Source organism: Rhodocista pekingensis, assembly GCF_042665545.1.
In the GTDB taxonomy this organism is placed as follows: domain Bacteria; phylum Pseudomonadota; class Alphaproteobacteria; order Azospirillales; family Azospirillaceae; genus Rhodocista; species Rhodocista pekingensis.
The window spans coordinates 541,289-561,883 of sequence record NZ_JBHTCM010000010.1 but is presented as its reverse complement, the minus strand read 5'-3'; the positions used below and the strand labels follow the sequence as shown (position 1 = coordinate 561,883).

The window sequence follows — 20,595 nt, the reverse complement described above, 5'->3', positions numbered from 1 at the left end:
TCAGTGCCGGCCCTTCGGCAGCAGCGCCGACAGGCCCTGCCGCATCAGGCCCTTGCGGCCCAGCTTCTTCATCTTCTTCATCATCTCGGACATGTCCTGGTACTGCTTGATCAGCCGGTTCACGTCCGCGACGGTGGTGCCGGAGCCCTGCGCGATGCGGCGCCGGCGCGAGGCGTTCAGCACGTCGGGCTTCTTCCGCTCCTGCTTGGTCATCGACAGGATGATCGCCTCCTGCCGCTTCAGCACGGTCTCGTCCAGGTTGGCGTTCTTGATCTGCTCCTTGACCTTGCCCAGGCCGGGGAGCAGGCCCAGCATGCCGCCCATGCCGCCCATGCGCTTGATCTGGTGCAGGTGGGACAGCATGTCGTCCAGGTCGAAGCCGCCCTTCTCCATCTTGCGGGCGAGCTTCTCCGCCTCCTCGCGGTCGATCGTCTCGGCCGCCTTCTCGACCAGACTGACGACGTCGCCCATGCCCAGGATGCGGCCGGCGATGCGGTCGGGGTGGAAGGACTCCAGCGCGTCCACCTTCTCGCCCACGCCCAGTAGCTTGATCGGCTTGCCGGTGACGTAGCGCATGGACAGCGCGGCGCCGCCGCGGGCGTCGCCGTCGATGCGGGTCATCACGATACCGGTGATGCCGACCCGCTCGTTGAAGTTGGTGGCGACGGTGACGGCGTCCTGGCCGGTCATGGCGTCCACCACCAGCAGGCTCTCCACCGGCTTCGTGGCGTCGCGGATCTCCACCACCTCGGCCATCAGCTCGTCGTCGATGGCGAGCCGGCCGGCGGTGTCCAGCATGACGACGTCGAAGCCCTCCAGCCGGCCCGTCTCCATGGCGCGGCGGGCGATCTGCACCGGCGTCTGGCCGGGGATGATGGGCAGGCTGGCGACGCCGACCTGATCGGCCAGCACCTTGAGCTGTTCCTGTGCGGCCGGGCGGCGGGTGTCCAGCGAGGCCAGCAGGACCTTCTTCTTCTCCCGCGTCTTCAGGCGCAGGGCGATCTTGGCCGAGGTCGTCGTCTTGCCCGAGCCCTGGAGGCCCAGCATCAGCACCGGCACCGGCGGGGTGGCGGAGAGGTTGATCTCCTCCGACGTCTCGCCCAGCAGCTCGACCAGATGGTCGTGGACGATCTTGATGACCATGTGGCCGGGGTTGATGCCGCGCAGCACCTCCTGCCCGACCGCCTTCTCCTTGACGCCGGCGACGAAGGCCTTGACCGCCGGCAGGGCCACGTCGGCCTCCAGCAGCGCGACGCGGACCTCGCGCAGGGCGGCGCCGACATCCTCCTCCGACAACGCCCCGCGCCTGCGCAGGCGGTCGAAGATGTCGCCAAGCCGTCCGGTCAATCCTTCGAACATGCACCCGATCCCTTCGAAGCACCGTCCCGTCCACGGCGCGCTCCCCCACGGAGCCTTCCAGCCTTGCCTTCCGGCATCGCGTTCCGGCGCCGCTGCATCCGGGCTCGCCCGGATACGGACGCGCCAAACGGAAAAGCGCCAGTGCGCGAAACTCGCGGACTGGCGGCGCGCCGTGGCGCGTGGGGTCATCCCCTGGACGGTTGCCGTTGTTTAGCCCCGGCGGCGGCGCCTGTCAACAAAGGCCCGGCCTGCGACGTCCGGCCCCACCCGACCGGGACGCAAGGCCGCGTTCCCGGAAAATTTATCCAGGGGACAACGATAAGGGGTTATTATCCTTCCCTTGATATGGCTGGTGCCAGGCGGGGTGCCGGGGCACCCGGTCGGGTATGCGTCCCGGTCCGCGCGTGCAGGACCGCGGGGGCGGTATCGACTCGTGTGGGCACGTGGGGGCTGCGCAATGGGGGTTGAGGCTGGCCTGGACGGCGGGTCGGAGCGGGTTCGGATCAGCCCGGCCGAGTTGCAGGCCATCATCGGCAAGCATACGGCGTTTCTCCGCCGCATGCCCGGTGGGGTGCGCGCCAACCTGAAGCTGCGCGACCTGTCGCATCTGGACCTCTCCGGCTTCGATCTCAGCGACGCCGACCTGTCGGGGGCGAAGCTGTTCAGCACGCGCCTCACGGGGGCGGTGCTGACCGGCGCCAACCTCTACGCGGCGGACCTGCGCCTCGCCCAGATGGAGCGGGCGGACCTGCGCCGGGCGGACATGCGCGGCGCCTGCCTGCGCGGTGCCGTTCTCAGCGAGGCGGTGCTGGTGGAGTGCGACCTGCGCGACGGCACCATCATGCATGTGCGCAAGAACGGCGACATCGCCATGCACGAGTTCGAGGCGATCCCCGTCCATGCCGAAATGTCGGTGGCGACGGTCCGGGCCGCGGACCTGTCGCGGGCGCGGGTGTCCAACGCCTTCGTCATCCAGACGGACCTGACGGACGCGGTGATGCGCGGCACCAAGTTCGTGCGCGCCAACCTGACCAACTCCAACCTGACCGGCTGCGACCTCCAGGGCGCCGACCTGCGCGAGGCCAACCTGAGCGGCGCCAAGCTGTCCGGGGCCGTGCTGACGGGCGCCGAACTGAACCAGACCCGCTTCACCAACACCATCATGCTGGGCGTCATCATGGATGAGATGACGCGGCGCTCGGCCAATCTGGACGATGCCATCCTGGCCCGCACGCCCGACGAGATCGGGCTGGACGTGGCGGGGGCGCTCGCCTCGCACGCGGCCTGGGTGGACAGCGGCGGCAAGGAAGGCGCGCGGGCCGACTTCTCCGGCCTGGACCTCTCCGGCTACGACCTGTCCGGCAGCAACCTGTCCGCCGCCCTGCTGCACTGCGCCTGTCTGGGGAAGGCCAGCCTTGCCAGGGCGTCGCTCGCCATGGCCGACCTGTCGCTGGCGGACCTGCGCGGCGCCGACCTGACCGGGGCCGATCTGCGCGGTGCCACGCTGGAGCGGGCGACCGCCACCGGGGCGGTGCTGCGGCAGGCGGAGATCGGGCCGGTCCACATCCAGAGCAGCAGCGGCCGGCTGTGGAGCGCGAACCTGACCCGCATCCGCCTGGATGACGCGGACCTGACCGGGGCCGATCTGCGCCGCTGCGTCATGATCCAGTCGGTCCTGACCGGCGCCACCCTGGCGGATGCCCGGCTCCAGGATGCCCGGCTGGCCGGGTCCGACCTGTCGGAGGCAAGCTTCGTCGGCGCCGATCTGACCGGCGCCGACCTGACCGACGTGCGGGCGGTGACGGCGCTGGGGCTGCCGCCCGGCCGGGTCTGATCCCCGCTGATCCCCGCCCGTGGCCGCCGCCGCGTGACGATTCCCCCTGTCCGCCCGAACTGCCCGCCCGAACTGCCCGCCCGAATTCCGCCGAACCGCGGCCTTGATCCGGACGTTCCGGACGGATACCACCCGTGCGGACCCCCAGCAGCGTCAGCCCCATGCCCAGCCGATCCGATCTCGCCGCCCAGCGCGGCGGCCTGCTCCTTCTCCTCGTCCTGGGGCCGCTCCTGGGCGGCGCCCTGTCCCTCTGGCTGGGGCAGGACTCCAACTGGGACCTGCGGAACTACCACTGGTACAACGCCTATGCCTTCATGACCGGGCGGGGCGACATGGATGTCGCCCCGGCGCAGGTGGCCACCTTCTACAACCCCACCCTGGACCTGCCCTTCTTCTGGCTGGCGCAGGCGCTGCCGGCGCGGGCCGTCGGCTTCATCATGGGGGCGGTGCAGGGGCTGAACCTGGTGCCGCTGGCCGGGCTCGCCTGGACCGTGCTGGCCGCGGCCTTCCCCGCCACCGGCGGCCGGGCGCGGGCGCTGGCCGCGGGGCTGGTGGCGCTGGCCGGGTTCCTGGGCGGCGGGCAGGTGGGGCTGATCGGCACCACCTTCTATGACAATGTCATCAGCCTGCTGGTGCTGGGCTCGGCCTGGATCGTCGCGGCCGGCCCCGGCACCCTGTTCGGGGCGTCCGGGGGCCGCGCCTTCGCCCTGGTGGCCGCCGCCGGCTTCCTGGTCGGCAGCGCCGTGGGGCTGAAGCAGCCGACGCTGCCCTTCGCCGTCGGCCTCTGCTTCGCCTTCCTGTTCGTGGCCGAGGGGCCCTGGCTGCGGAGCTTCCCGCGCCGGTTCCTGCTGTCCTTCGTCTTCGGGCTGGGCGTGCTGGCGGGGATGGCGCTGTTCTCCGGCCACTGGATGCTGCACCTCTGGACCGAGTACCGGAACCCGCTGTTCCCCTATTTCAACGACATCTTCCAGTCGCCCTGGGGCGTGGCCGAGCCCTACCGCGACGACAAGTTCGTGCCGAAGTCCGCAGCGGAGGCGCTGGCCTTCCCCTTCCTCTGGGTCGCCGACCCTTCAGAGGTGGGGGAGATCCTGTTCCGCGACCTGCGCATCCCCGTCGCCTATGTGCTGCTGCCGCTGACCGGGCTGCTGCTGGCGGGCCGGGCGCTCGCGGCCCGGCTGGGCAGGGCAGGGCAGGGCAAGGCAGGGCAGGGCAAGGCCGGGCAAGGCGGGGCCGGGCAAGGCGGGGCGGGCGTGCCCTGGGCCGCGTCCTACCTGCTGGTCGCGGCGGCGCTCGGCTATCTGGTCTGGCTGAAGCTGTTCGGCATCTACCGCTATCTGGTGCCGCTGGAGATGCTGGCGCCGGTGCTGATCGTGGCGGCGGCGGCGCTGTGGCCGGTGCCGACGCGGGCGCGGGCCGCGCTGGCGGCGGTGCTGCTGGTGCTGGTGGCGGTGACAGCGCGGCCCGGCAACTGGAGCCGCATCGCCTGGACCGACCGTTTCGTGGAGGTGCAGGCCCCGGACCTGCCGCGTCCGGACGACACCATCGTGCTCCAGGCCGGCTACGCCCCGACCAGCTTCCTCAGCTACGGGTTCCCGCCGCAGGTGCCGTTCCTGCGCCTTCAGAGCTATTTCATCCACCCCGACCACGGCGGCATCCTGCTGAACCGCCGCATGGCCGAGCGCATCGCCGCGCACCAGGGCGACTTCTACCTGCTGGTCGCGCACTGGGAGACCTGGACCGCCGACAGCATCCTGCCGCGCTACGGCCTGCACGCCGACATGGACGACTGCCGCCCCGTCACCTCCAACCTGGATGAACCGATGATGCTCTGCCGTGTCTACAAGGACACCGCGGCCCCCGCGCCGGGCGCAGCCCAGCCGGGCTGACGGCGCGTCCGCCCGGCCCCCGCTGGGGCCATGCTTCCGCCCGATTCCATGCTATCTATCGACGCCAGCCTGCAACGCCAGCCCGCCCTACCGGACCAGAACCCCATGTCCATCCCCGCGACCGCCGCCCCCGCTTCCGATACGCCGCAGCCCGGCGCCCAGACTGCCGGTTCCTTGCCGGACGCCGTGACCGCCACCGACCTTGCCCCTGCGGCGCGCCCGCTGGCGCAGGCGACCCCGGCCATCGCCGTGCTGGTGCCCTGCTACAACGAGGAAGCGTCCATCGCCAAGGTGGTGCGCGACTTCCGGGCGGCCCTGCCGGGGTGCGTCGTCTATGTCTACGACAACAACTCCAAGGACCGGACCATCGAGGAGGCGCGCGCCGCCGGTGCCGTCGTCCGCTGCGAGACGCTCCAGGGCAAGGGCAACGTCGTCCGTCGCATGTTCGCCGACGTGGAGGCGGACATCTACGTGATGGTGGACGGGGACGACACCTATGACGCCGGCAAGGCGCCGGAACTGGTGCGCAAGCTGGTGGACGAACAGCTCGACATGGTGAACGGCGCCCGCGTGGCCGACTGGGAAACCTACCGGCGTGGCCACCGCTTCGGCAACGTGCTGCTGACCACGCTGGTCACCATGGTGTTCGGCAAGCGCACCCAGGACATGCTGTCCGGCTACCGGGTCTTCTCCCGCCGCTTCGTCAAGAGCTTCCCGGTGCTGGCCGGCGGCTTCGAGATCGAGACGGAGCTGGTGGTGCATGCGCTGGAGATGCGCATGCCGATCGGCGAGGTGGAGACGCCGTACAAGGACCGCGCGCCGGGCAGCGTCTCCAAGCTCTCCACCTTCCGCGACGGCTTCCGCATCCTCTGGATGATCGGCAAGCTGATCAAGGAGGAGCGGCCGATGCAGTTCTTCGGGATCGCCTCGCTGCTGCTGGCCGTGCTCTCGGTCGGCATCGCCGTGCCGCTGTTCATGGAGTACTTCGCCACCGGGCTGGTGCCGCGCTTCCCCACGGCGGTGCTGGCCACGGGCCTGGGGCTCCTGTCCTTCCTGTTCCTCACCGCCGGCCTGATCCTGGACACGGTGACCCGCGGCCGGCGCGAGATGAAGCGGCTGAAGTATCTGGAGATTCCGGCGCCCGCCTTCGACCCCGCCGTGATCGGGACGCCGCGGTGAGCGGTCCGGCCGTGGCCCGGCCCGACGCCGGTTCCGCCGCCGGGCGCGGCCGTCTCCACCGTGAGATGCTGACCTTCGCCGCCATCGGCGTGGGCGGGGCCGCGGTGGACATGACGGCCCTGGCCCTGGCGATGGAAGGGGCGGGGATGAACTTCTATGCCGGCCGCCTCGTCTCCTATTTCTGCGCCGCCACCTTCACCTGGTACATGAACCGGGTCTTCACCTTCCGCAGCCGCGGCAAGCCCGGGGCGGTCTGGCAGTGGCTGTCCTTCCTGGCGGCCAACGGGGTGGGCGGGGCGGTGAACTACGGCACCTCCTCGGCGGTCGTGGCGGGGGGGCCGTTCCTGCTGCCCGCCGCCCTGTCGCCGCTGCTGCCGCTCCTGCCCTACGCCGCCGTGGCCGCCGGCTCGCTGGCCGGCATGACCTTCAACTTCATCGCCAGCAAGTGGCTGGTGTTCCGGCACCGCTGAACCGGGCCGGGCAGGGTGGCGCGGCGTCAGATCCCGGCGCCGTGCTCCACGAACACCGACTCGGGCAGCGAATGGTCCATGGTGCGGGCCGGCACCTCGTCGGACTTGCGGCCGACGATGCGGGCCGGCACCCCGGCCACCGTGGCGAAGGCGGGGACCGGGTGCAGAACGACGCTGCCGGCCCCGACCCGCGCGCACATGCCGACCTGGATGTTGCCCAGGATCTTCGCCCCGGCGCCGATCAGCACGCCGTTGCGCACCTTCGGATGCCGGTCCCCGGCCTCCTTGCCGGTGCCGCCCAGGGTGACGCCCTGGAGGATGGAGACATCGTCCCCCACTACCGCCGTCTCCCCGATCACGACACCGGTGCCGTGGTCGATCAGCACCCGCCGGCCGATGCGGGCGTTGGGATGGATGTCCACCCCGAACCGCTCCGACACGACGGACTGGATGTGGAAGGCGACCAGCCTGCGGTCGGCATGCCAGTAGTGCCGCGCCACCCGGTGCGCCTGTAGCGCCTGATAGCCCTTGAAGTGCAGGAACGGGTGCGCCAGCCCCGCCGCGGCCGGGTCGCGGTCGCGCACGGCGACCAGGTCCTCGGCCGCCGCCTCCACGATGTCGGGATCGTCCGCCAGCGCCCGGCCGATCAGGTCGGCCAGGGTCGCCACCTCCATCTCCCCGGCCAGCTTGCCGGAGAGCAGCGCCGCCAGCGCCTCCGCCATGTCGGCATGGCGCAGCACCGAGCGGTCCAGCGGCCGGGCCATGGAAGGCTCGCCCGCCACCAGACAGGCCGCCTCCCGGCGCAGCGCGCCCCACACCGTCGCGGCGGCGCCCGGCCGTTCCAGACGGGCGGGGTCCATGTTCCCGGTACGGGCCATCGCAGTGCAGGCCGTCATCGTCCTTCTCCCGGTCCCTTCCGGCCACCTGCCGGAGTCCGTTTCCATCTGCCGGGCCGGCCGGCGGGCCGCCCACGACAGATCATCTAGCACAGGTCCATGTCATTTCATGTCGCAGGGTGCGCATGCCGCAGGGGTGCCGTGCGAACAGATGCTTCCCTGGCAGCCGGCGCTGTGCGTTCCGTCACGTCCTTGCCGCAACAGCCGCGCCTACAGAATGGCCGCGGCGCATTCCCGCTCCTCCCGCGCCGCTGGTTTACGCGCCGGGGCGCTTGACCATATAAGGGGCCTGACTTTCCGGACCTGATGCCATGGTGCGCCGCTTCCTGAAGATGCACGGGCTGGGCAACGATTTCGTCGTGCTCGACGCCCGCCGTGACCCGCTGCCGCTGACGCCGGCGGTGGCCCGTGCCATTGCCGACCGGCGCACGGGCGTCGGCTGCGATCAGCTCGTCCTGCTGGAGCCGCCGCGGCATCCCGCGGCCGACCTGTTCATGCGCATCCTGAACCCCGACGGCAGCGAGAGCGGCGCCTGCGGCAACGCCACCCGCTGCGTCGCCTCGCTGGTGGCCGACGGGTCCGGCCGGGCCGAGGTGACGGTTGAGACGGTGACGGGCCTGCTGCGCTGCCGCCTGCGCGCCGACGGTTCGGTCACGGTGGACATGGGGCCGGCCCGGCTGGACTGGACGCAGATCCCGCTCGCCGCGGCGCACGACACGCTGCATGTGCCTGCGGGCGCCGGCCCGTTGCAGGACGCCTGCTGCGTCGGCATGGGCAACCCGCACGCCGTCTTCTTCGTGGACGATGCCGAGGCCGTGGACCTGCCGAGCCTCGGTCCCGTGCTGGAGCACCATCCCCTGTTCCCGCAGCGCTGCAACATCGAGGTGGCGCAGGTGCTGGCCCCCGACCATATCCGCATGCGGGTGTGGGAGCGCGGCGCCGGCATCACCCGCGCCTGCGGCAGCGGCTCCTGCGCCACCCTGGTCGCCGCGGCCCGCCGCGGGCTGACCGGCCGGGCCGCCTGGATCGAGCTGGACGGCGGCCGGCTCTGGATCGAATGGCATGGCGACGGCCATGTGCTGATGACCGGCCCGGTCGCCACCGCCTTCACCGGCGAGCTGTCGGAGGCGCTGCTGCCCGGGTCCCTGGCGGCAGAGCCCCCGCTCCCCGAGCCCCCGCTCCCCGAGACGGTGCCGGCATGAGCGGGGCCCTGCACAAGGACTGCGGCCACGATCATGGGCATGGCCACGATCATGACCATGAGCACGGCCATGCCGGGGCGGATGCCGCGCCCGCCGTCAGCGGCGGCGACGGGCTGACCGTCGTCACCTTCGGCTGCCGGCTGAACAGCTACGAATCCGAGGTGATGCGCGCCCATGCCCGCACCGCCGGGCTGGACGACGTGGTGATCGTCAACACCTGCGCCGTCACGGCGGAGGCCGAGCGGCAGGCGCGGCAGGCGATCCGCCGGCTGCGCCGCGACCGGCCGGGTGCGAAGATCGTCGTCACCGGCTGCGCCGCGCAGGTCAATCCCGGCGGTTTCGCCGCCATGGGCGAGGTTGACCATGTGCTGGGCAACGACGCCAAGCTGACCGAGAGCGCCTGGACGGAGTTCGGCGTCGGCGCCAGCGAGCGCGTCCGCGTCAACGACATCATGAGCGTGCGCGAGACCGCCTCCCACCTGATCCAGGGGATGGAGGGCCGGGCGCGCGCCTTCGTGCAGGTGCAGAACGGCTGTGACCACCGCTGCACCTTCTGCATCATCCCCTTCGGCCGCGGCAATTCCCGCTCCGTCCCGATGGGGGAGGTGGTGGCCCAGGTCCGTGCCCTGGTCGAGGCCGGCTACCGCGAGGTGGTGCTGACCGGGGTGGACGTCACCAGCTACGGCGCCGACCTGCCGGGCAATCCCGCGCTGGGACAGATGGTGCGCCGCCTGCTGGCGGCGGTGCCGGAGCTGCCGCGCCTGCGCCTCTCCTCCCTGGACGCGGTGGAGATGGACGACGACCTCTGGCGGCTGGTGGCGGAGGAGGAGCGGGTGATGCCGCACCTGCACCTGTCGCTCCAGGCCGGCGACGACATGGTGCTGAAGCGGATGAAGCGGCGCCACACGCGCGACGACGCCATCCGTTTCTGTGAGAAGGCCCGCGGCCTCCGCCCCGACATCGTGTTCGGCGCCGACATCATCGCCGGTTTCCCGACGGAGACCGACGCGATGTTCGAGAACAGCCTGCGCATCGTGGAGGAATGCGGCCTGACCTGGCTGCACGTCTTCCCCTACAGCGCCCGGCCCGGCACCCCCGCCGCGAAGATGCCCCAGGTCCCCGTGCCCGTCCGCAAGGAGCGCGCCGCCCGGCTGCGCGCCGCGGGGCAGGCGGCGGTGGACCGCTATCTGGCCGCCCAGGTCGGGCGCACCGCCGGGGTGCTGGTGGAGCGGGCGGGGCTGGGGCGCACGCCCGGCTTCGCCGAGGTCCGGCTGGACGGGACGCACGCGCCCGGCAGCCTGATCCGCTGCCGCCTGACCGGTGTTGACGGCACCATGCTCACCGCTGTGGTCGAGGACTGATGTTCGACTGGTTCAAGAAGAAGAAGCCCGAGGCGCAGACGACGCCGGAGCCCCCGGCGCAGCCGATGCCGGAGGAGACCGCACCGGTCCCCGACGCGGACGCCGCCCTGCCGCCCGAGGCGGAGGAGGAGACCGTTCCCGCCGCCGGGGAGCCCGCGACCGCGCCGGAGGACAGCGCCGGGGACGATGCTCCGGGCGATGACGCCGCGCCGGCTCCCGCTGCGGCGGCGTCTGCCGTTCAGGCCGAGCCCGGCATGGACGACCGGCCCGAGCGCAAGGGCTGGTTCGCCCGGCTGAAGGACGGGCTGTCGAAGTCCACCTCCCGCCTGACCGAGGGCATCTCCGGCATCTTCACCAAGCGCAAGCTGGATGACGAGGCGCTGGAGGAGCTGGAGGAGCTGCTGATCCGCGCCGATCTGGGCCCGACCACGGCGGCCCGGATGACGGCGGGGCTGGCCAGGACCCGCTTCGGCAAGGAGGTCACGCCGCAGGAGGTGCGCGAGTATCTGGCGGGCGAGGTGCAGAAGCTGGTGGAGCCGGTGGCCCGGCCGCTGGTCATCGAGCCCGCGCGGCGGCCGCATGTCATCCTGCTGGTCGGCGTCAACGGCACCGGCAAGACCACCACCATCGGCAAGCTGGCCCGCCAGTTGCGCGAGGAGGGCAAGACGGTCTGGATGGCGGCGGGCGACACCTTCCGCGCCGCGGCCGTCAGCCAGCTCAAGGTCTGGGGCGAGCGCACCGGCTGCCCGGTGATCGCCAAGGACACCGGCGCCGACGCGGCCGGGCTTGCCTTCGAGGCGCTGGAGAAGGCCCGCGCCGCGGGTGCCGACGTGCTGCTGATCGACACCGCGGGCCGGCTCCAGAACAAGACCGGCCTGATGGAGGAACTGCGCAAGATCGTCCGCGTCATCAAGAAGCTGGACCCCGAGGCGCCGCACACGACGCTGCTGACGCTGGACGCCACCACCGGCCAGAACGCCCACAGCCAGGTGGAGGTGTTCAAGGAGATGGTGGCCATCAACGGCCTTGTCCTGACCAAGCTGGACGGCAGCGCCCGCGGCGGCGTGCTGGTGGCGCTGGCCGAGAAGTTCGGCCTGCCGGTGCATGCCATCGGGGTGGGCGAGGGGGTCTACGACCTGCGCCCGTTCGACGCCCGCCAGTTCGCCCGCGCCCTGGTCGGGCTGGAGGGCTGATCCCCGCCGACGGCAGGCCGGCCGCAGGGCCAGGGGAGTATCAGCCGGGGCCCGGAGCGTCGTTCCGGGCCTTTTTCTTGAGGGGCTTCTTGAGGGGCGGGGTGGAAACCGCCACCCGTTCGCCATCCTTGCCACTCTTTCGTCGCACCGGCAAGCGACCCCGCGAGGTGAGGTCCGGAAGCTGGCGGAATCCGGGCCTTCCGGGCCTTGGCACGGTGGTTGCAATCCTTCCCGGGCAAGGAAGACGCCCAACCCTGGAGGAAGAGACCATGGCCACCATCACCGCCTTCGCCGCCGCCATCCCGACCCCGACGCCCGTCGCCACCCGCGCCCGCACCCTGCGCAGCCGGCTCGCCCGGCGCCGGGCCACCGCGGCGACCCGGCCGGCGCGGATGGCCGCTCCGCCGCGGCTGGTGCAGACGGAGCCTGTGTCGGCCGGGCGCCCCGCGGGCCTGATGGCCCGGATCGGCGACTGGGTGCCGGGTGTGGAGGTGCTTCCGGTGCTGGCCGTCGCGGTGGTGCAGATCGCCTGTCTGGTCCAGATCTTCTGATCCGTTCCCGCCCTTCCGTTCCCCGTTCCGCCCTTGGCGCCGGCGCACTGCCCCGCCGGTCGCCCCCTTGGCCCCGCGCTTCCGCGCGGGGCTTTTCTTTGGCCGCGGCCGTCCCGGCAGCCCTTCCGCACCGGGCGGCAGTTGGCGCGCGGCGGTTGTTTGGCTACTGTGGGTCCCTGTGGTTCCCGGGGGCGTATTCCATGACCGACGTCGCGCTGCTCTGCCTTGTCTATGTCAGCCGGGCCGTGGTCCCGATGGGGGACGCCGAGCTGTTGTCGCTGCTGCGTCAGGCGCGCGCCGCCAACAGCCGGGTCGGCATCACGGGGCTGCTGCTGTTCCGCCATGGGCGCTTCATGCAGGCCCTGGAAGGCCCGAACCACGCGGTCCACGGGCTCTATTCCCGTATCTGCCTGGACCCGCGCCATACCGACGTGACGACCCTGATCAAGTTCCGGCCGGAGGGACGGGCCTTCGACGGCTGGAGCATGGGGTTCGCCAATGTGGACCGCATCCCGGAGTCGGACCGGGGCGGCTTCAGCCCCTTCCTCCAGGATGATTTCGACCCGGCGCACTGGACAGGCGCCCCGCACCGGGCGGTGCGCCTGCTCCAGGCCTTCAAGGAAGTGGACAACCTCGTCGAGGTGTAAGTGCGGCGCCTCAGTCCAGCATGACCCCAAGGGCGGCGGACCAGCGGGGCGGGGCGTCGCGGTACTGGAACAGGGCGGCGATGCCGTGGGTGTCGGCCAGCGCCAGCCCGTCCGCGTCGCCGGCGGCGAACAGCGCCGTCGCCCAGGCGTCGGCGCGCATGCAGTCCGCCGCCACGACGCTGACGCTGGCAAGGTCGCCGTAGCGGTCGGCCGCCCCCGGCCGGCGGACGATGTGGCTGACCGGCTGTCCGTCCAGCGCATGGCGGCGGCGATAGTCGCCCGAACTGGCCAGCGCGCAGCCGCACAGGGCCACGCGCCAGCCGCCGGGCGTGCCGTCGGGGCTCTCCAGGGCGACCCACCAGGGGGTCCGGTCGGGCTTGATCCCGGCGCCGACGAACTCGCCGCCGATCTCCACCAGGAAGCAGTCGATGCCCAGCGCGCGCAGCGCCTGGCCCATGCCGTCCACGGCATGCCCCTTGGCGATGGCCGAGAGGTCGAGCCAGAGCCCGCCCGGCTGGGTGATGCGCTCGGTTCCTGCTCCGGTCGCGGCGGCCAGCGCCCGCCAGCCGCCCGCCGCTGACGGCGGCTGCGGCCGGTGGGCGCCGGGCGCGGCCCAGGGTGTCGGGGTGAAGCCGCGGCGGTGGACCTCCGCGGCCAGACAGGGATCGAAGGCGCCGTCCGTCGCCGCCGCCACCTCCAGGGCCGCCGCCAGCACCTGCCGGAACCCGGCCGGCGCCTCCAGCGTCGTGCCGGCGGGTGCCCCGTTGAAGCGGCAGATGAAGGAGGACGGCTCCCAGGTGCTCATCTCCGCGATGGTGCCGGCGAAGACCGCCTGCACCGCCGCCTCCACCCCCGCCGGGTCGGTCCCGGCCGGGGCGTGGCAGCGCAGCGACCAGTCCGTCCCCATGGTCTGGCCGGCCAGCGCCAGCCGGACGCTGTCCGGCGGCGGGCGGCGGGCTTCCCCGCGCGCCAGCGCCACCGGGATCAGGGGGCGGGCCCCGGTCGCCGGGATGCCCCCTGTCACCGGGAGGACCCCTGTCACGGGAACCCGCCCTGTCACGGGGCGGCGGCCTCGACGGTCGCCACGTAGGACAGCATGCGGTCCATCTCCAGCCCCTCGACCGTGGTCCGGCCGCGCGACTGGGCGTTCAGCCAGTAGCGGCCGGGCTCCGCCACGGTGAAGGCGAAGGCGCCGTCGGCCCCCGTCTCCACCTCCTGCGTGGCGGGCTTGTCGCGGTACTGGTCGCCGGCCTTCACGATGGTGACCTTGAGGCCCGCCGCCGGCGCGCCGTTCAGCAGCAGCTTCAGGGTGGCCTTCTCCCCGGCGACGATGTCGTTGGGGTGGGTGACGGGCAGCAGCTCCAGCCCCTGGCCCTTCGGCTTCAGGGCGGTATCGTTCGGCGCGCCCAGGGTGACGAAGGTCTCCACCCGCCGCATGGACTGGATGAACTTCGCCTCCGGCTTGGACTCAAGCCCGGCCTTGCGCAGTTCCTCCAGGGTGCCGCGGCGGCGCTTCTGCTCGCCGTCCTCCTTCCACATTGCGATGAAGGCAGCCCCCTCCTCGGCGATGCGGTAGGTGCCGTCCTTCTCCAGCTTCAGGTCGAAGACGGAGCGCAGCTTGCCACGGTGGGCGTTCTCCAGCGCCACGGGGGCGCCGTCCGGGCCGGTGACGGACAGGCTGTTCAGGGGCAGGGCCACATGGTTGGGCACGAACAGGTCGTTGGAGATCGCCCCGTCCACCGTGATCCACTGGTCGGTGCCGGACAGGGTGAAGGTCGAGGGCTCCAGCCACATGCGATGGGCCTGGGCGGTGCCGGTCGCGGTGGCCAGAAGCAGGGCCGCCAGCAGCGTCGCCCGTGTCGCGGTGCGCGTCATTGTTCCAAACCCCTTTTCTTGTTCAGCGTCGGTCGTGGGATTGCGGGCCGCCGCCCGCCGCGCCCGGTCAGGGCGCCTGCACCAGGGTCAGGCGGATGCCGCCCAGCTCGGTCTCGCCCTTGGCCTCGGCCTTGGCCGTGCCGGGCCAGGTGAAGGGGATGCTGACCAGCTCGCGGCCGCCGACCTCGCGCGCCGCCTCCACCTGCAAGACATACTCGCCGGGCGGCAGCGCCTTCAGCGGTCCGGTGTCGCCGGCATAGGTCAGGACATGGGAGCCGGGGGCGCGGGTCGGGCCGGAGACGCCGTCCACCGGCATCTCCAGCGTGCGGCCGATGCGGCGCCACCACTGGCGCAGATCCTTCAGCCAGCTCTCGCCCTCGCCCTCGGGGCCGTCCTCCTGGGCGTACCAGACCTCCAGCGTCGCGGCGACGGACTGGTCGGGCCAGGCGACCCAGACGGCGACATAGGGACGGTGATACTCGGCCACCTTGAGCTGGGGAAGCTCGACCTCCACCACCATCTCGTCGGCCAGGGCGGGGCCGCCCAGCAGGCCGAGTCCGGCGATCATCAGAAGGGCACGCATCGGGTCCTCACGCATGGACGAAGAAGACGAGGAGCAGCACCGGCAGCGCCAGACCCGCCACGGCCAGCGGCCAGGTGGAGGGGCGCTTGCCGGCGTGGATCTGCAACAGCCACAGCCCGGTCAGGCAGAAGACGATGCAGGCCGCCGAGAAGATGTCGAGGAACCAGGACCAAGCCTTGCCGGTGTGGCGGCCCTTGTGCAGGTCGTTCAGGTAGGCGATGGCGCCGCGGGTGGTCCGTTCATAGAGGACGGCGCCGCTCTCGCGCTCGATGGACAGCCAAGCATCCCCGCCCGGCCGCGGCAGGCCGACATAGACCTCGTCCGGGCTCCACTCGGCGGGGCGGCCGGACAGGCCGATGCCCAGCGCCTCCTCCACGAAGGCCGCGATCGCGGGGGGCAGGGCGTCGCTGCGGCCCTTTTCCGGTCCGGCCGCCAGCTCGGCCAGCAGCGGCTCCGGAAGCTGCGCCTGCCGTTCGGTGACGACGGGCTCGGCCGGAATGTCGGCGGCGTGGTTGAGGGTGATGCCGGTGACAGCGAATCCCAGCATGCCCAGCAGGCAGATCGCGCCGGAGATCCAGTGCCAGGTGCGGGCCTGCCGCTTCCAGAAACCGGCGCGCCCGGCCCGCGGGTCCACCGCCGCGGGGTGCGGGCGGGGGTCGATCTTGGCTATGGGCGGGTGGCGCATGCGGGACGGCGGGGCAGCGGGCAAGGAACGCGGGGGCGGGCGGACCCCGGAAAGACCCCGCTGCATGCCACAGCTTCCGGCGCATCTGCAAATCGTTTTTAATTGCAGAACGGGTGCGCGGTGTCGCGGTGCCGGCAGATCGCGGCGCACGGAAAGCAGAAGGCCGCCGGATCGCTCCGGCGGCCTTCGGGTCGGGATCGTCCCTGTCCGGCTTCAGGCTGTCGCCGTCAGCCCGCAGGTTTCAGCCGGTGGCCTTCAGCGCATGGCCTTGAGCATGGTGCTGCCCAGGCTGGCCGGGCTGTCGGCGACATGCACGCCGGCGGCGCGCAGGGCATCGACCTTGAAGTCGGCCGTGTCGTTGCCGCCGGAGATCACCGCGCCGGCATGGCCCATGCGGCGGCCCGGCGGGGCGGTGCGGCCGGCGATGAAGCCGACGACCGGCTTCTTCAGGCCGCTCTCCTTGATGAACTCGGCGCCCTTCACCTCGGCATCGCCCCCGATCTCACCGATCATGATGATGCCTTCGGTCTCCGGGTCCTCGGCGAACATCCGGAGCGCATCGACGAAGCTGGTGCCGTTGACCGGGTCGCCGCCGATGCCGATGCAGGTGCTCTGCCCCAGCCCGGCCGCCGTGGTCTGCGCCACCGCCTCATAGGTCAGCGTGCCGGAGCGGCTGACGATGCCGATCTTGCCGCGGCGGTGGATGTGGCCCGGCATGATGCCGATCTTGCACTCGTCCGGGGTGATGACGCCCGGGCAGTTCGGACCGATCAGGCGGGTGCCGCTGTCCTGGAGCGCGCGCTTCACCTTGACCATGTCCAGGACCGGGATGCCCTCGGTGATGCAGACGACCAGCGGAATGCCGGCGTCGATCGCCTCCAGGATGGCGTCGGCCGCGAACGGCGGCGGCACGTAGATGACGCTGGCGTTGGCGCCGGTCTTCGCCACGGCGTCGGCCACCGTGTCGAACACCGGCAGGTCCAGGTGCGTGGTGCCGCCCTTGCCGGGGGTCACGCCGCCGACCATGCGGGTGCCGTAGGCGATGGCCTGCTCGGAATGGAAGGTCCCCTGCGCGCCGGTGAAGCCCTGGCAGATGACCTTGGTGTCCTTGTTGACGAGAACGGCCATGGTTACGCGGCCTCCTTCACGGCCTTGACGATCTTCTCGGCGGCGTCGGCCAGATTGTCGGCGGACAGGATCGGCAGGCCGCTCTCGGCCAGGATCTTCTTGCCCAGATCGACGTTGGTGCCCTCCAGCCGGACGACCAGCGGAACGTGCAGGGACACCTCGCGGGCCGCGGCGACGACACCGTCCGCGATCACGTCGCAGCGCATGATGCCGCCGAAGATGTTGACCAGGATGCCCTCGACATGCGGGTCGGAGAGGATCAGCTTGAAGGCGGTGGTGACGCGCTCCTTGGTGGCGCCGCCGCCGACATCCAGGAAGTTGGCCGGCTCGCCGCCATAGAGCTTGATGATGTCCATCGTCGCCATGGCGAGGCCGGCGCCGTTCACCATGCAGCCGATGTTGCCGTCCAGCTTGACGTAGTTCAGGCCGTGGCGGGTGGCCTCGGTCTCCGACGCCTCCTCCTCGGACTCGTCGCGCAGCTCCTCGATCTCGTGATGGCGGTAGAGCGCGTTGTCGTCGAAGTTGACCTTGGCATCCAGGGCCAGAACCTCGCCGCTGCCGGTGACGACCAGCGGGTTCACCTCGACCAGGCTCATGTCCAGGTCGGTGAAGGCCTTGTACATGCCCATCAGGAACTTCGTGCAGGCGCCGACCTGCTTGCCCTCAAGCCCCAGGGCGAAGGCGATCTTGCGGGCGTGGTAGCCTTGCAGGCCCTGCACCGGGTCGATGGCGACCTTGACGATCTTCTCGGGGCTGTTGTGGGCGACCTCCTCGATCTCCATGCCGCCCTCGGTCGAGGCGACGATGGTGATGCGGGAGGTGCCGCGGTCCAGCAGCATGGAGAGGTACAGCTCGCGCTTGATGTCGGCCCCTTCCTCCACGTAGATGCGCTTGACCTCCTTGCCCTCCGGGCCGGTCTGCTTGGTCACCAGCACCTTGCCCAGCATGGCGTCGGTGCTGGCGACGACGTCGTCGATCGACTTGACGACGCGCACGCCGCCCTTGCCGTTCGGATCATCCTTGAAGCGTCCCGCTCCGCGTCCGCCGGCATGGATCTGGGACTTCACCACCCAGACCGGGCCGCCAAGCTCCTTGGCCACCGCGCGGGCCTCTTCGAGCGTATAGGCGACGCCGCCCCGGGGCACCGCGACGCCATACTTCTTCAGCAGGCTTTTGGCCTGATACTCATGGATGTTCATGCGGGATCGCCGGCTTCTGTGGAGTGGGACGATCCGGCCTTCCCAGCGCCGCCCGGGACGGGCCCGCAAGGTCGGCCGCGCGCGGGGGACCCCCGCGCGGGCGCACTTTAACACCGTGTGCGTCATCTTCAACAACCCTGCGCCCCTCTCCTGAAGGATGGTTGCGCGGCCGGGCGGGGCGTGCCTGGAGAGGGGGGCCGCGAGACCAGGCGAGACCGGGAGAGGGGGAAGGCGGGGCGCGGACAGACGAAAGGCGCGGCGGTTGCCCGCCGCGCCTTCGCGAAAGAAACCCGGCCCCGCAGGACGGGGCCGGCACGTACCTCAGTTCACACCGGCATTCGGCTCCGGCGGGGTCAGGCCGCGGTTGCGCAGCAGCGCGTCCACCTTCGGCTCCCGACCGCGGAAGTTGATGTAGGCGTCCATCGGCTCCTTGGTGCCGCCGGCGCTGAAGACGTTGTCGTACAGCTTCTTCGACAGCTCGGGGTCGAAGATGTTGCCCTTCTCCTTGAAGGCGTCGAAGCCGTCCGCGTCCAGCACCTCGGCCCACATGTAGCTGTAGTAGCCGGCCGAGTAGCCGTCGCCGGAGAAGACGTGGCTGAAGGCCGGCGAGCGGTGCCGCATCACGATCTCCTTCGGCATGCCCAGCTTCTTCAGCGTGTCGGCCTCGAACCTGGAGACATCCAGGTCCTTGGCGTCCTTCAGGGCATGGAACTCCAGGTCCACCAGCGCCGAGGCCAGATACTCGACCGTGGCGAAGCCCTGGTTGAAGTTGCGCGCGGCCAGGATCTTGTCCAGCAGCTCCTTCGGGATCGGCTTGCCGGTCTGGTAGTGGACCGCGAACTTCTGGAGGATCTCCGGCTGCTCCACCCAGTGCTCAAGCACCTGGCTGGGGAACTCCACGAAGTCGCGCAGCACGCTGGTGCCCGAGAGGTAGGGATAGGTCACCTCGGACAGCATGCCGTGCAGGCCGTGGCCGAACTCGTGGAACAGTGTGTTGGCGTCGTCGAAGGACAGCAGCACCGGCGCGCCGGGGGCGCCCTTGTTGAAGTTGTTGTTGTTCACGACGATCGGACGGATGTCGCCGCGCAGCTTCTCCTGGTCGCGGTAGCTGGACATCCAGGCGCCGCTGCGCTTGGACGGGCGCGCGAAATTGTCGGCCAGGAAGACGGCGACATGCTTGCCGGCCTTGTCCTTCACCTCGAAGGCGCGGACGTCCGGGCTGTAGAGCGGGACGTCCTTCAGCTCGGTGAAGGTGACGCCGAAAAGCTGGTTGGCGGTGTAGAACATCGCCTCGATCATCTTGTCGAGCTGGAAGTACGGCTTCACTTCCGACTCGTCGAGATCGAACTTGGCCTTGCGGACCTTCTCGGCGTAGTAGCGCCAGTCCCAGGGCTGGATCTCGATGTTCTGGCCCTCCTGGCGGGCCATCTCCTGGAGCATGTCGCGCTCCTGCGCGGCGCGGGCCTTGGCCGGCTCCCACACCTTCAGCAGCAGCTCCTCCGCGGCGGCCGGCGTCTTCGCCATGGTGTCGGCCAGCTTGTAGTCCGCGAAGGTGGGATAGCCCATCAGGTTCGCCCGCTCGATACGGAGCTGGACGATCTCCTTGATCAGGCCCTTGTTGTCATGCTCGTCGCCGTTGTCGCCGCGGGAGATCCAGGCCTTGAAGGCCTTCTCGCGCAGGTCGCGGCGGTCGGAGAAGGTGAGGAACGGCTCGATCGAGGAACGCGACAGGGTGACGACGTACTTGCCCGGCATGCCGCGGTCGGCGGCTGCCTGGGCGGCGGCCTGACGCACGAACTCCGGCAGGCCGGCAAGGTCGCGCTCGCCGTCCAGTTCCAGCTTGAACGACTTCTCGTCCGCCAGCACGTTCTGGCTGAACTGGGTGGAGAGGGTGGCCAGCTTCTGGGTGATGGCGGCCAGACGCTGCTTCTTCTCCTCCGGGAGCTGGGCGCCGGCGCGCACGAAGTTCAGGTGGATGCGCTCCACCAGCCGCTTCTGCTCCGCCGTCAGGTTCAGGGCATCGCGCTCCTGGTAGATCGCGTCGATGCGGGCGAACAGCTTCGGGTTCAGCGAGATTTCGCTGTTGTGATTTGCCAGGACCGGCGCCAGCTCAAGCTGGATCTTCTCCAGCTCGTCGTTCGTGTTCGACGAGGAGAGATTGAAGAAGACGTTGGCGACATCGGTCAGCAGAACGCCGCTGCGCTCCATCGCCTCGATGGTGTTGGCGAAGGTCGGCTTCTCCGGATTGTCGGCGATCGCCTTGATCTCGGCCTTGTGCTGCTCCATGCCGCGCTCGAAGGCGGGGGTGAAGTGCTCCGGCTTGATCTTGTCGAACGGCGGGATGCCGAACGGCGTCTTCCACTCGGTGAAGAAGGGGTTCGTCCCGGCCTTCTCGGTCCCCTTGGTCTGGGTCGCCGCCGCGGCCGGTGCCGCCGCCAGGACCATCGCCCCCGCCCCGCCGAAGGCCGCCATCAGGGCGACCACGCTGATGCCGTTCACGAGCGCTTTCCTCATCAGGATTCCCTGCCCATTACATAGTGTATCGGA

General features: G+C 70.9%; 18 protein-coding genes. 9 read left to right on the top strand and 9 right to left on the bottom strand.

What is annotated here, in order from left to right; genetic code table 11:
• Entirely contained in the window at positions 1-1,359 is a 1,359-nt protein-coding gene (gene ffh, locus ACFQPS_RS10875; RefSeq protein WP_377358892.1) for a signal recognition particle protein, read from the bottom strand.
• Between the two features lie 457 nt (positions 1,360-1,816).
• On the opposite strand from ffh, the gene ACFQPS_RS10870 reads away from it, so the two are divergent.
• From ACFQPS_RS10870 to ACFQPS_RS10855, 4 genes are all read left to right on the top strand, one after another.
• Entirely contained in the window at positions 1,817-3,193 is a 1,377-nt protein-coding gene (locus ACFQPS_RS10870) for a pentapeptide repeat-containing protein (protein ID WP_377358890.1), read from the top strand.
• 161 nt (positions 3,194-3,354) lie between these two features.
• Positions 3,355-5,079, top strand: coding sequence for a hypothetical protein (locus tag ACFQPS_RS10865; RefSeq protein ID WP_377358888.1), 1,725 nt, complete (start codon positions 3,355-3,357; stop codon positions 5,077-5,079).
• Positions 5,080-5,184: 105 nt separating this feature from the next.
• A complete protein-coding gene (locus ACFQPS_RS10860) occupies positions 5,185-6,258 on the top strand; it encodes a glycosyltransferase family 2 protein (RefSeq protein ID WP_377358886.1) in 1,074 nt (357 codons plus the stop codon).
• Positions 6,255-6,728 (top strand): GtrA family protein, encoded by a 474-nt coding sequence (locus tag ACFQPS_RS10855; protein WP_377358885.1) that lies wholly within the window; start codon positions 6,255-6,257, stop codon positions 6,726-6,728. Before ACFQPS_RS10860 ends, ACFQPS_RS10855 begins: the two co-directional genes overlap by 4 nt.
• Positions 6,729-6,754: 26 nt before the next feature.
• On the opposite strand, the gene cysE is transcribed toward ACFQPS_RS10855, so the two are convergent.
• The gene (gene cysE / locus ACFQPS_RS10850; protein WP_377358883.1) at positions 6,755-7,624 is read right to left on the bottom strand and encodes a serine O-acetyltransferase; all 870 of its coding nucleotides are present in this window, start codon (positions 7,622-7,624) and stop codon (positions 6,755-6,757) included.
• Positions 7,625-7,935: 311 nt separating this feature from the next.
• On the opposite strand from cysE, the gene dapF reads away from it, so the two are divergent.
• The 5 genes from dapF to ACFQPS_RS10825 all read left to right on the top strand — a co-directional run bounded on the left by dapF (position 7,936) and on the right by ACFQPS_RS10825 (position 12,578).
• Complete coding sequence (gene dapF / locus ACFQPS_RS10845) at positions 7,936-8,826, top strand: diaminopimelate epimerase (RefSeq protein WP_377358882.1); 891 nt, start codon at positions 7,936-7,938, stop codon at positions 8,824-8,826.
• Complete coding sequence (mtaB, locus tag ACFQPS_RS10840; protein ID WP_377358880.1) at positions 8,823-10,187, top strand: tRNA (N(6)-L-threonylcarbamoyladenosine(37)-C(2))-methylthiotransferase MtaB; 1,365 nt, start codon at positions 8,823-8,825, stop codon at positions 10,185-10,187. The genes dapF and mtaB overlap by 4 nt, the downstream gene beginning before the upstream one ends.
• Positions 10,187-11,380, top strand: a complete 1,194-nt coding sequence (gene ftsY, locus ACFQPS_RS10835) for a signal recognition particle-docking protein FtsY (protein ID WP_377358878.1) — start codon at positions 10,187-10,189, stop codon at positions 11,378-11,380. The genes mtaB and ftsY overlap by 1 nt, the downstream gene beginning before the upstream one ends.
• Before the next feature lie 269 nt (positions 11,381-11,649).
• On the top strand, positions 11,650-11,931 hold the full coding sequence (locus ACFQPS_RS10830) for a hypothetical protein (RefSeq protein WP_377358876.1): 282 nt from the start codon (positions 11,650-11,652) through the stop codon (positions 11,929-11,931).
• Positions 11,932-12,131: 200 nt separating this feature from the next.
• Positions 12,132-12,578, top strand: coding sequence for a BLUF domain-containing protein (locus tag ACFQPS_RS10825; protein ID WP_377358874.1), 447 nt, complete (start codon positions 12,132-12,134; stop codon positions 12,576-12,578).
• 10 nt (positions 12,579-12,588) lie between these two features.
• Here the strand turns inward: ACFQPS_RS10825 and ACFQPS_RS10820 are convergent, their stop codons facing one another.
• The 7 genes from ACFQPS_RS10820 to ACFQPS_RS10790 form a co-directional block, all read right to left on the bottom strand.
• Positions 12,589-13,620, bottom strand: coding sequence for an FAD:protein FMN transferase (locus ACFQPS_RS10820; protein ID WP_377358872.1), 1,032 nt, complete (start codon positions 13,618-13,620; stop codon positions 12,589-12,591).
• Positions 13,621-13,634: 14 nt separating this feature from the next.
• Positions 13,635-14,453, bottom strand: coding sequence for a DUF4198 domain-containing protein (locus ACFQPS_RS10815; RefSeq protein ID WP_377358870.1), 819 nt, complete (start codon positions 14,451-14,453; stop codon positions 13,635-13,637).
• A gap of 67 nt (positions 14,454-14,520) precedes the next feature.
• A complete protein-coding gene (locus tag ACFQPS_RS10810) occupies positions 14,521-15,036 on the bottom strand; it encodes a DUF2271 domain-containing protein (RefSeq protein ID WP_377358868.1) in 516 nt (171 codons plus the stop codon).
• A 7-nt stretch (positions 15,037-15,043) separates the two neighbouring features.
• Positions 15,044-15,721, bottom strand: a complete 678-nt coding sequence (locus tag ACFQPS_RS10805) for a PepSY-associated TM helix domain-containing protein (RefSeq protein ID WP_377358866.1) — start codon at positions 15,719-15,721, stop codon at positions 15,044-15,046.
• A 255-nt stretch (positions 15,722-15,976) separates the two neighbouring features.
• Complete coding sequence (sucD, locus tag ACFQPS_RS10800; RefSeq protein ID WP_377358865.1) at positions 15,977-16,849, bottom strand: succinate--CoA ligase subunit alpha; 873 nt, start codon at positions 16,847-16,849, stop codon at positions 15,977-15,979.
• 2 nt (positions 16,850-16,851) lie between these two features.
• Complete coding sequence (sucC, locus tag ACFQPS_RS10795; RefSeq protein WP_377358863.1) at positions 16,852-18,048, bottom strand: ADP-forming succinate--CoA ligase subunit beta; 1,197 nt, start codon at positions 18,046-18,048, stop codon at positions 16,852-16,854.
• Between the two features lie 321 nt (positions 18,049-18,369).
• Positions 18,370-20,562: a M3 family metallopeptidase gene (locus ACFQPS_RS10790; protein WP_377358862.1), complete on the bottom strand. Its 2,193-nt coding sequence runs from the start codon at positions 20,560-20,562 to the stop codon at positions 18,370-18,372.
• Positions 20,563-20,595: the final 33 nt, after the last annotated feature.